This is a genomic window from Pseudonocardia sp. ICBG1293 (assembly GCF_020131355.1).
Classification (GTDB): domain Bacteria; phylum Actinomycetota; class Actinomycetes; order Mycobacteriales; family Pseudonocardiaceae; genus Pseudonocardia.
Genome location: NZ_JAHLEL010000002.1, coordinates 1 through 10,353 on the forward strand (window position 1 = coordinate 1; position 10,353 = coordinate 10,353).

The 10,353-nt window shown below is 75.4% G+C and carries 11 protein-coding genes and 2 pseudogenes; 7 read left to right on the top strand and 6 right to left on the bottom strand.

Annotated features, from left to right (window positions below; genetic code table 11):
• Together KPF47_RS00265 and KPF47_RS00270 are read right to left on the bottom strand one after the other, a co-directional pair.
• A pseudogene (locus KPF47_RS00265) lies at positions 1 to 611 on the bottom strand (GntP family permease); the annotation flags it as partial.
• 79 nt (positions 612 to 690) lie between these two features.
• Positions 691 to 1,311 (bottom strand): LysE family translocator, encoded by a 621-nt coding sequence (locus KPF47_RS00270; RefSeq protein WP_224386193.1) that lies wholly within the window; start codon positions 1,309 to 1,311, stop codon positions 691 to 693.
• Positions 1,312 to 1,337: 26 nt separating this feature from the next.
• On the opposite strand from KPF47_RS00270, the gene KPF47_RS00275 reads away from it, so the two are divergent.
• Positions 1,338 to 2,300, top strand: coding sequence for a pseudouridine synthase (locus KPF47_RS00275; protein WP_224386194.1), 963 nt, complete (start codon positions 1,338 to 1,340; stop codon positions 2,298 to 2,300).
• On the opposite strand, the gene KPF47_RS00280 is transcribed toward KPF47_RS00275, so the two are convergent.
• From KPF47_RS00280 to KPF47_RS00290, 3 genes are all read right to left on the bottom strand, one after another.
• Complete coding sequence (locus KPF47_RS00280) at positions 2,301 to 2,930, bottom strand: hypothetical protein (RefSeq protein ID WP_224386195.1); 630 nt, start codon at positions 2,928 to 2,930, stop codon at positions 2,301 to 2,303.
• Positions 2,927 to 4,090 (bottom strand): hypothetical protein, encoded by a 1,164-nt coding sequence (locus tag KPF47_RS00285; RefSeq protein WP_224386196.1) that lies wholly within the window; start codon positions 4,088 to 4,090, stop codon positions 2,927 to 2,929. Before KPF47_RS00285 ends, KPF47_RS00280 begins: the two co-directional genes overlap by 4 nt.
• Before the next feature lie 245 nt (positions 4,091 to 4,335).
• Positions 4,336 to 4,956, bottom strand: coding sequence for an L-threonylcarbamoyladenylate synthase (locus KPF47_RS00290; RefSeq protein WP_224386197.1), 621 nt, complete (start codon positions 4,954 to 4,956; stop codon positions 4,336 to 4,338).
• Positions 4,957 to 5,066: 110 nt separating this feature from the next.
• Here KPF47_RS00290 and KPF47_RS00295 point away from each other — a divergent pair, with 110 nt between their 5' ends.
• Together KPF47_RS00295 and KPF47_RS00300 are read left to right on the top strand one after the other, a co-directional pair.
• Positions 5,067 to 6,068 (top strand): acetamidase/formamidase family protein, encoded by a 1,002-nt coding sequence (locus KPF47_RS00295; protein WP_224386198.1) that lies wholly within the window; start codon positions 5,067 to 5,069, stop codon positions 6,066 to 6,068.
• Between the two features lie 19 nt (positions 6,069 to 6,087).
• Entirely contained in the window at positions 6,088 to 6,846 is a 759-nt protein-coding gene (locus KPF47_RS00300; protein WP_224386203.1) for an SDR family NAD(P)-dependent oxidoreductase, read from the top strand.
• 4 nt (positions 6,847 to 6,850) lie between these two features.
• On the opposite strand, the gene KPF47_RS00305 is transcribed toward KPF47_RS00300, so the two are convergent.
• Complete coding sequence (locus KPF47_RS00305) at positions 6,851 to 7,612, bottom strand: phytanoyl-CoA dioxygenase (RefSeq protein WP_224386199.1); 762 nt, start codon at positions 7,610 to 7,612, stop codon at positions 6,851 to 6,853.
• A 119-nt stretch (positions 7,613 to 7,731) separates the two neighbouring features.
• Here KPF47_RS00305 and KPF47_RS00310 point away from each other — a divergent pair, with 119 nt between their 5' ends.
• The 4 genes and pseudogenes from KPF47_RS00310 to ppk2 all read left to right on the top strand — a co-directional run.
• Positions 7,732 to 8,643 (top strand): ABC transporter substrate-binding protein, encoded by a 912-nt coding sequence (locus tag KPF47_RS00310; RefSeq protein ID WP_224386200.1) that lies wholly within the window; start codon positions 7,732 to 7,734, stop codon positions 8,641 to 8,643.
• Positions 8,640 to 9,101, top strand: coding sequence for a siderophore-interacting protein (locus KPF47_RS00315; protein ID WP_224386201.1), 462 nt, complete (start codon positions 8,640 to 8,642; stop codon positions 9,099 to 9,101). The genes KPF47_RS00310 and KPF47_RS00315 overlap by 4 nt, the downstream gene beginning before the upstream one ends.
• On the top strand, positions 9,071 to 9,472 hold the full coding sequence (locus tag KPF47_RS00320; RefSeq protein ID WP_224386202.1) for a siderophore-interacting protein: 402 nt from the start codon (positions 9,071 to 9,073) through the stop codon (positions 9,470 to 9,472). The genes KPF47_RS00315 and KPF47_RS00320 overlap by 31 nt, the downstream gene beginning before the upstream one ends.
• Before the next feature lie 177 nt (positions 9,473 to 9,649).
• Positions 9,650 to 10,353, top strand: a pseudogene (gene ppk2, locus KPF47_RS00325) (polyphosphate kinase 2); the annotation flags it as partial.

Here is a 10,353-nt window from a genome sequence, read left to right on the forward strand (position 1 = left end):
CGGCGCAGCAGCACGGACATGATGCCGGTCGCGATGAGCACCGTCGGCACCACGACGACCAGGCCCAGGATCAGCATCTGGCCCAGCGGGACCCCGAGTACGCCGGCGAGGGCGACCGCGCCGACACCGGGGACCATGAACACGATCCCGCACTCCAGGCCGATCGCGAGGGCGGTCGCCATCCGCGGCAGCCCCTTGTCCCCGATGCGCGGGGCGATCCGGCGGGCCAGCGGTGCGGAGATGACCAGCAGCACGTCGACGAAGATCGACTGGAGTGCGGTGGAGACCGTGACGGCGGTGGCGTAGGGCATCCCGCGCGGGCCGCAGGCCCGCAACAGCGCCGAGACCAGCCGTTCGATGGCGCCCGCGTGGTGCAGCATCGCGCCGGTCAGCACACCGAAGGCGATGAGCAGCCCGACGTCGGCCAGGATGTCGCCGAACCCACCGGTCACCGAGTCGACCGTGCCTGTCACGCCCAGCCCGGCGGTCAGGCCAAGGTACACGGCGCCGATCACGAGCGAGACCACCGGGTTCAGCCGGAACCTCACGATCAGCACGACGACGGCGAGCACGGCGACCGCCGTGTTCACCACGATCACGGTGTCCGACACGGTGGTCCCCCCGGGCAACGACGACGACGTCTTGCCCACATCATGAACATGAACCCACCATGCAAGCAAGTCTCGCGGGTCAGCCCGCCGCCAGCGCCCCACCGAACCCGATCAACGCGAGCCCGGCGACGACGTCCCCGGCACGGCGCACGCGACGGCGGGTGAAGAAGGCCCGCGCCCGGTGCACGGCGAGGACCAGGCCGACGCCGTAGACGCCGCCGAGCACCGCGACCGACAACGCGAGCAGCACGGCGTCGGCGGTGGTCGTCACGCCGGGGACGAGGAACTGCGGCAGCACCGACAGGTACATGACCAGCACCTTGGGGTTGGTGATGTTCGAGCCGAACCCGACCACGAACGACCGCCGGACCGGGACCCGCGTCCCGCCGGAGGGGACCTCGGCGTAGTCCCCGCGGCGCGCGGCGCGCAGCGCCTGCACCCCGAGCACGCACAGGTAGACCACCCCGGCCCAGCGGAGCACGGTGAACGCGGTGTGCGACCCGGCGATGAGCACGCCGAGCCCGAACGCCGCCGCACCGCCCTGCAGCGCGTTGCCGGTGACCACCCCGGCCAGCGTCGACAGCCCACCCGCGCGCCCGCCGACGAGCGAGGCGCGCAGCATCACGAAGGTGTCGGGTCCGGGCATCAGCACCAGCCCGACGACGATCAGCAGGTAGGCACCGTAGGACGTCCAGCTCACGAGGGGCCATCGTAGGCTGTCCCCCCGTGAGATCCCGCCGGCGTCGTACGTCCCGGGAGGCCTCCCCGCTCCCGACGGTCGACGGCCTCGCGCCGGCCCGCGTCCGCACCCCGGCGACGCAGGGGTGGGCGACGATGCGCGACCACCTGGTCGACCGGTTCCCGCACGTCGCGGGGCGGATCGATGCGCGCCTGGCCGCCGGGGAGATCGTGACCGCGGCCGGCGCGATCACCCCGGCCACTCCCTACACACCCTCGACGACGCTGTGGCTCTACCGTGACGAGCCCGACGAGGTGCCGGTGCCGTTCGGCCTGCCGGTGCTGCACGCCGACGACGACGTGGTCGTCGTCGACAAGCCGCACCTGCTCGCGACGATCCCGCGGGGCAGCCACGTCCGCCAGACCGTGCTCGTCCGGCTGCGCCACGAGCTCGGCCTACCGGCCCTCAGCCCGGCCCACCGGCTCGACCGCGCCACCGCCGGGGTGCTGCTGCTGGTGGTGCGACCCGAGCTGCGGGGCGCCTACCAGACGTTGTTCGCCCGCGGCCGGGTCACGAAGACCTACGAGGCGCTCGCCCGGTACGACCCCACCCTGGAGCTGCCGCGCACCGAGGTGTCGCGCATCGTGAAGCGACCGGGGGTGTTCGCCGCCGTCACCGAGGACGGGGAGCCGAACGCCGAGACCCGCATCGAGCTCGACGGGCACCGCGGGGACCTGGCCCGCTACCGGCTGACCCCGCGCACCGGGCGGACCCACCAGCTGCGGGTGCACCTGAACGGACTGGGCGTCCCGATCCTCGGCGACGACGTGTACCCCGAGCTGGTCCGGCGTCCGCCCGCGGACTTCACCCGGCCGCTGCAGCTGCTCTCCCGGGCCCTGGAGTTCGACGACCCGGTCACCGGGGCCCGGCGGCGCTTCGTCAGCGGCCGCACCCTGCAGGCGTGGGACGACCCGGACGGCTGGGCGGCCGGGGCACCGCACGACGGGTGATCAGCCGACGCTGCGGTCGTCGTCGCCGTCGTCCAGCCGGTGGCCGTTGCGGTGCCCGCCGGGCACCGGCGCCCCGTTGAGCGCGCCGTTCAGGGAGCCGTTCGCCGGGCCGTGCGGGCCGTGGTCCTCCGCGGCGCGGTGGCGGCCCTCGCGCAGGCCGCGCTGGTAGCTGGCCAGCCGGTTGCGCACCCGGTCGGGCTGACGCTCCCGCGACCCGGTCGGCGCGACACCGTTCGGGGTGTCCCGCCAGGACGGCGGCACCATCGCCTGGCCGGGCAGCCGCTGCGGCAGTCCCTGCGCGGTCGTCGGCAGGTCGACGCCCCGGTCGGCCCGGATCCGGGCGGCGTCGAACTCGGCGTCGCCGGCGGTCCGCCAGTTGTCGTTCTGCGTGACGGGCAGCGCCGTCGTCTCGGTCGACCCCGGCTCCCGGAACCAGGCCGAGGCGACGGAGGCGAAGATCGGCGTGTCGTCCGCGTCGTCCACGGGCACCGGCACCTCCGAGTCGAACGGTCCGAACAGCTCCACCGGCGGGGTGCTCCCCGCCGCACCGGCCACGGGCAGTGCCTCGGTGGCCGGGGGCTCCTCCGGAGCGGGTGGCGGCTGCGGGGCGCCGTTGCGCCCCGGGCTCACGTCCGGTGGCTGCGGCGGGCGCACGACGGGCCCGGGCCCACCCGGGCCGGCACCACCCGGTCCGGGGGCCGACGGTCCGGGGACGCCCGGTCCGCCACCGCCCGGTCCGATGCCGCCCGGCCCGGGGCCGCCCCGGTGGGGACCGCCCGGGGCGGGGGGGCCGGCGAACGGTGTCGCAGCGGCGATCCCGCCCGCCGGGCGGGGGGCACGACGCGGCAGCCCGCGGGGTCGTCCCGCTCGGGGACGGCCGGCGGCCAGCTCCGCTCGGGCCCGGCGGCCGGGGAGTCCCGCGGCGGCCACGGCGCCTCCGCGGTGGGGCCGGGAGCACGGGTGTCGTCCGGGCCCGGACGGCGCAGCGACGCCGTGGACCCGTTCCCGGACGCCTCCACCGGCTCGGCAGGCTGCGGCTCGGCGGCGGGGGCCGCGGCCTCGGACCGGCCACCGCCGACGGCCGAGGACGGCAGGTGCAGCACCGCGATCGGGGCGACCGCGGAGTTCCCGGCGGGTGCGCGGACACCCAGCCGCGCGCCGATGGCACGCGCCAGCCGGGCGGCCACGTGCAGCCCGATCTCCTGCGGGGCGACCGGGCCGCCGGGTGTGGCGGAGCCCAGGGCGCGGTCGAGCTCCTCGACCGGGGTGCGGTGCCGCGGCGACTGGGTCCCCTGCAGCTCGACGACGATCCCGCCGTCGGGACCCCAGCGGGTCAGCAGCTCGATGCGTTCCCCCGCGGGCGTCGTGCCCGCCGCGTGGGCGAGCAGCTCGGCCAGGATCTGACCGAGTACCGGCTCGGCGGCCGCGTCGACCGAGACGCTCGGCGTCGGCGGGACGACCGTGCGCGAGGCCGCCTCGCTGGCCGACACGACGGTGTTGAGCACCTGACCGAGCGGTGTGGGCGGGGCGGCGAGCCGGGGCCCGCGGGGCGCACCGGCGAGGACGAGGATGTGGTCGCCGTCCCGGGCGCCGCGGCGGGCGGCCGCGGCCAGCTCCGCGAGGTCGGCCAGCGCACCGGGACGCAGCTCACCGGCCCGCAGGCGTTCGGTCAGCAGCTGCTGGCGCTCGGAACGGGCCCGCAGCCGGTGCGCGATCGCGGCCAGGACGGCGTCCCCGGCCGAGGCACCCGCCGGGCCGGACGGGTTGGGCGGCGGGTCGTCTCGCGCCACGCGATCGTCCTCCGAACCGTTCGGACGGCGCCCGGGGTCGGACGCCACGTCAGTACCCGCTCGGGTAGCGGGCGGGACGGTTGCGAAGCCTACTCGTCGGTCCGCCCAGCGCCCGTCCTGATGCGGTGGGCGGTGGATCGTGGACGGGCGGACGGCGCGGCCCCTGCCGGCGGATCACCACGGGTGCCCGGACCGGCACGCCGGGCGGCCGGGCGGCCGCGCCGGAGGGCTGCGGCGGCGGGTGTTCACTCGAACCGGGACGGGTCCCCCGCGCCGTACCGCACGATCTCCGGCTCGTCGCCGGACAGGTCGACCACGGTGGTCGGCTCGGTGCCGCAGTCCCCGGAGTCGATGACGGCGTCGACCTGGTTCTCCAGCTCCTCCTTGATCTCCCAGCCCTGGGTCATCGGCTCGTCGTGACCGGGCAGCAGCAGGGTGGAGGACAGCAGGGGCTCCCCCAGCTCGGCCAGCAGCGCCTGGGTGGTGGCGTGGTCGGGGATCCGCACGCCGACGGTCTTCTTCTTGGGGTGCAGCAGCTGCCGGGGCACCTCCTTGGTCGCCGGCAGGATGAAGGTGTAGCTGCCGGGGGTGGAGGCCTTCACCGCGCGGAACACGGCGTTGGAGATCTGCACGAACTGGCCGAGCTGGGCGAACTCCGCGCAGACCAGCGTGAAGTGGTGCCGGTCGTCGAGCTTGCGGATCTGCCGGATCCGGTCCAGACCGTCGCGGTTGCCCAGCGAGCAGCCCAGCGCGAAGCAGGAGTCGGTCGGGTAGGCGATGAGCCCGCCGGAACGCACGAGGTCCACGACCTGGCTGATGCTGCGCGGCTGCGGGTTCTGCGGGTGCACGTCGTAGTACCGGGCCATCGCGGCACGGTACCGGCTCGGCGGGCGGCCCGGGGACCGGAGGAGCCGTGGCCCCCGGGCCACGGTGCAACCGTTGCCCGCGCCCGGCCCGGCGGTCCAGGATGCGACCCATGCGCGTCGTCGACTACCGGCCGGAACGGCACGAGTTCGCGTGGACGTTCGGCGGGGCGCCGCCGGTCCGCCGGGTCGCGCCGGGGACCTGCCTGCGACTGTGGACCGAGGACGCGTTCTCCGGGCGGCTCACGTCCACCTCGGACCGTCCGAGTGCGGTGCTCGACATGAGCGAGGTGAACCCGCAGACCGGGCCGTTCCACGTCGAGGGCGCGGAGCCGGGCGACACCCTGGCCGTCCACATCGTCGAGCTGACCCCCGCCCGCGACTGGGGCGCCTCGACGCTGATCCCGCTGTTCGGGGCGCTGTCGACGACCGACCGCACCGCCCTGCTGCACGAGCCGCTGCCGGAGCGGACCTGGATCTACCAGCTCGACCGGGCCGCGGGGACCATGCTGTTCGAGGCCACCAGCGCGGACCTGCGTCTGGAACTGCCGTGCAACCCGATGCTGGGCACCGTCGGCGTCGCCCCGCCCGGACGGGAGGTGCGCAGCTCCCTGGTCCCCGACGTGTTCGGCGGGAACATGGACACCCCGGAGATGCGGGCGGGCGCCACCTGCTACCTGCAGGTCAACGTGCCCGGCGCGCTGTTCTCGGTCGGCGACGGCCACTACCGCCAGGGAGAGGGCGAGAGCTGCGGCACCGCCGTCGAGGGCGCGATGGACGTCGTCCTGATCGTCGAGCTGATCAAGAACGCCCCGGCGCTGGCGTGGCCGCGGATCGAGACCGACACCCACTACGTCGTCGTCGGGTCCGCCCGTCCGCTGGAGGACGCGTGGCGGGCCAGCCAGGTCGGGATGATCGCCTGGCTGGGCGAGCTGTACGGCCTGGACCGGCTGGACGCCTATCAGCTGCTCACCCAGGCCGCGGAGTCCCCGCTGGCCAACGTCGTCGACACCAACTACAGCGCCGTCACCAGGATCGCGAAGGCGCTGCTGCCCACCGCGGCCGCCTACGGCGGGGTGCACCGGCACCTGCGCGAACAGTCCCGTTCCCTCTAGGAAGGCCCCTGCCGTGGACATGCTGCTGAACGGTCGTGTCGTGCTCGTGACCGGCGGGTCGCGCGGGATCGGGCGGGCGGTCGTCGCCGGGCTCGCGGCGGAGGGTGCGCGGGTCGCCTTCTGCGCCCGCGACGCCGAGGGTGTCGCCGCCGCCGAGCAGGAGCTGCGCGCCGCGGGCGCCGGGGAGGTCGCCGGGACCGCGGTCGACGTCGCCGACGGCGACGCGCTGACCGGCTGGGTGGCCGACTCCGCCGCGCGCTTCGGGGCCGTCGACGCGGTGGTCGCGAACGTGTCGGCGCTCGCGATCGGCCCGGGTGAGCAGAACTGGCGCTCGAGCTTCGAGATCGACCTGCTGCACACGGTGCGGCTGGTGGAGGCCGCGCTGCCGCACCTGGAGCGCAGCGACGCCGCCTCGGTCACCGCGGTGTCGAGCGTGTCCGGCCGGGAGATCGACTTCGCCGACGGCTCCTACGGCGTCATGAAGGCCGCGCTGGTGAACTACGTCTCCGGGCTCGCCTTCGACCTCGCCCCGAAGGGCATCCGGGCCAACGCCGTCTCCCCCGGCAACGTGTACTTCCCCGGCGGGGTCTGGGAGAACGTCGAGCAGCACGACCCCGCGCTGTACGCCCACGCCATGGGCCTCAACCCGACCGGCCGGATGGGGACCCCGGAGGAGACCGCGTACGCGGTGGTGTCGCTGGTCAGCCCGCGGGCGAGCCGGATCAGCGGGACCAACCTCGTCGTCGACGGGGCACTGACCCGCGGCGTCCAGCTCTGAGCGCTCACCGCAGCGCCTCCCGTACCACCCGCTCGACGGGTGCGGTGCCCGTGACGAGGTCGAACGCCGGCTCCGTCGCGGGCTCCAGCGGCGGCTGGGCGATGACGCGGGGCCCGGCGGCGGACGGGGACATCACCTGCGCCCGGTGCACCACGAACGGGTGCACCAGGTAGACGTCGCCGGCCCGGCCGACGGCGGCGGCCTCGGGGCACCCGGCGGTCGCCGGGACCGCCTCGGCGCAGAACGCCGACCACTCCGCCCCGGCGCTGCCGTAGGGGGCGAGCAGCCGGGCCACGGCGTGGTGAGAGCCGGTCCGCAGCAGCGTCGGCGCGTCGCGCGGGCCGACGTCGGTGTAGAGGAACAGCATCAGCAGCGCGCGCCCGCGCGAGTCCACCGCGAGCCGCGGGCCGCCGTCGGGTCCGGCGAACGACGACTCGACGTGCCAGCCGTCGTCGCCGGGCTCGCCCGGGACCGGGAAGCGGATCGGGAACGTCCCCATCCCGGTGCGCGGGCGCCACCGTCCGGCGCCGACCAACGCGTCGAACGCCGACCGCAGGGCCGGGGTGCCCGCGGACGCGGTGAACTCCGGGTCGGCCATCCCCCCGACCCGCAGCACCGGGCGGTCCCACCCGGTCGGGTCGTCGAGGTCGACACCCCGGTCGCGCAGCAGCGCCGCCCGCAGCAGGGCACGGCATCGGGCGGCGAGGTCCGCGGGGACGGCACCCGGCAGGTGCACCCACCCGTCGCGGACGAACTGCTCGATCACCGCCCGGATGCTGCCCGGGTCGCGCGCGGACGGCGAGCGGATTTCCCGTCCGAAACGGACAGTCCCTCCCCGCCGAGCACGGGTTAGGGTGACCTCACATCTGACGAAGGAGACCCTCCGTGACCCCGCCCCGGGCCGTGGTGGCGCTCGCCGCGCTGCTCACCCTGATCCTCGCCGGCTGCTCCGGCCCCGCCGGCGACGCGTCCGGCTCCGCCGATGCGACCCGTACCGTCGCGACCGCGCGCGGTGAGGTCACCGTCCCGGCGGCCCCGCAGCGCGTCGTCGTCCTGGAGCCGGTCCAGCTCGACACCGCCGTCGCGCTCGACGCCGAACCGGTGGGCGCGGCCGTTCTGTCCGAGGGCACCGGCGTGCCCGCCTACCTGGGCGAGCCCGGCACGCGGGTCACCGTGGTCGGCACCGTCGCGGCACCCGACCTGGAGCGCATCGCCGCGCAGCAGCCGGACCTGATCCTCGGGACCGAGTCCCGGCACGCCGCGCTGTACGACCGGCTCAGCGCGATCGCCCCGACCGCGTTCCTCGCCTCGCAGGCCGACCCGTGGCGGGACAACGTCCGTTTCGTGGGCCGGGCGCTCGGCCGCGAGGCCGGGACCGAGCAGCTGCTCACCCGCTACGAGGACCGGTGCGCCGAGGTCGCCCGCACCCACGACACCGCAGGGCGCACCGCGCAGATGATCCGTCCGCGCGACGGTCTCCTCACCCTGTACGGGCCGACCTCGTTCGCGGGCAGCACCCTGGAGTGCGCCGGGTTCACCATCCCGGCCCGGGACTGGGAGAACTCGATCTCGGTGGACCTCTCCCCCGAGCTCGTGCAGCAGGCCCGCGCCGACGAGGTGTTCCTGACCGCGGCCGACCCGTCGGCGGCCTCGGCGGTGCCGCCCTCCGTGGCGGCGGTGCGCGGTCAGGCCTTCCCCCGGCTGCACCCGGTCGACCAGTCGGTCTGGATCACCGGGGTGGGTCCGCTCGGCGGGCAGAAGGTGCTCGACGACATCGAGCGGGTCCTGGCCCGGTGACCGCCTTCGCCGGGTCGCCGAACGTCCTGTTCGCCGCGCGGGTGCTCGCCGTCGGCGTGCTGTCGCCGGGGTTCCGGCGGATCGTCCTGGGCGGGCCTGCGCTGTCCCGGTTCGCCCCGCACGGCCGTGACCAGCGGATCAAGCTGCTGGTGCCACCCGACGACGGGTACCCGGCGGTCCTGGAGCCCGGGCTGGTCGAGCACGAGTGGAGGGCCCGGCTGCGGGCGCTGCCCGCACAGATCCGGCCGGTGATGCGCAGCTACACCCCCGCCGCGGTCCGGCCGGACCGCGGCGAGGTCGACCTCGACGTGTTCGGCCACGCCCGGCCGGGGCCGGCGAGCGCGTGGGCGGCGGCGGCGCGCCCCGGCGACGCCGTGCTGCTGTCCGGTCCGGACGCACGGCGGGGGAACCCCGACCACGGCGTGCAGTGGCCCCCGGGCAGGCCACCGAGCTGCTGATCACCGGCGACGAGACGGCACTGCCCGCGGTGCGCGGGATCCTGGCCTCGCTGGGGCCGCGGCACCGCGGGCGGGTGCTGGTCGAGGTCGGCGACCCGGCCGATGCCGTCGGCCTCACCGCCACCCACCCGGGCCGCACCGTCGAGCTGTGCCGGCGGCCCGGGCGGCCGTTGCTCGACGCCGTCGCCGACTGGACGCGGGCCCACGGTGCCGCGGCGGCCCGTCTGGGCGACCGCTTCTACGCCTGGAACGCGACCGAGAGCACCCGGGTCGCACGGCTGCGCCGGATGCTGCACGACGCCGGCGTCGCGCCGGAGCGGGTGCACGCGCAGGGCTACTGGCACGACCGGCCCCGTCCCGCTGCCCGCTGATCACCCGCGCGTCACTCCGGTGTGTCCGTGCGGCCACCCCCGGGGCGCAGCGTTGCCACCGTGGACGAGACACCGGTCGAGCCCCGGGCCGACGCCCCCGACGCCCTCCTCCCGCACCCTGCGGCCGCCGACCCCGCGACGTTCCGGGTCGACGACTCCGACGACGACGACCCCACCCTGGTCGGCCCCGAAGGCAGCCCGGTCGACACCTGGCGTCAGGGCTATCCCTACGACGACCGGCTCTCCCGCGTCGAGTACGAGCGCCAGAAGCGGCTGCTGCAGATCGAGCTGCTGAAGCTGCAGAACTGGGTCAAGGACACCGGAACCGGATCGTCGTGCTGTTCGAGGGACGCGACGCCGCGGGCAAGGGCGGCACGATCAAGCGGTTCACCGAGCACCTCAACCCGCGCGGCTGCCGGGTGGTGGCGCTGGAGAAGCCGACCGAGCGCGAGGCCGGGCAGTGGTACTTCCAGCGCTACGTCGGGCATCTCCCCTCGGCCGGCGAGATCGTGCTGTTCGACCGGTCCTGGTACAACCGGGCCGGGTCGAGCGGGTCATGGGCTTCACCGACCCGCGCTCCTACATGGAGTTCCTGCGCGCCACCCCGGAGCTGGAGCGGATGCTCGTCCGCTCGGGGATCCAGCTGGTCAAGCTGTGGTTCTCGGTCTCGCGCGACGAGCAGCGCACCCGGTTCCTGATCCGCCAGGTCGACCCCGTGCGCCAGTGGAAGCTGTCCCCGATGGACCTCGCCTCGCTCGACAAGTGGGAGGCCTACACCGAGGCCAAGGAGGCGATGTTCTTCTACACCGACACCAAGGACGCCCCCTGGACGGTGATCAAGAGCAACGACAAGAAGCGGGCGCGCCTGGAGGCGATGCGCC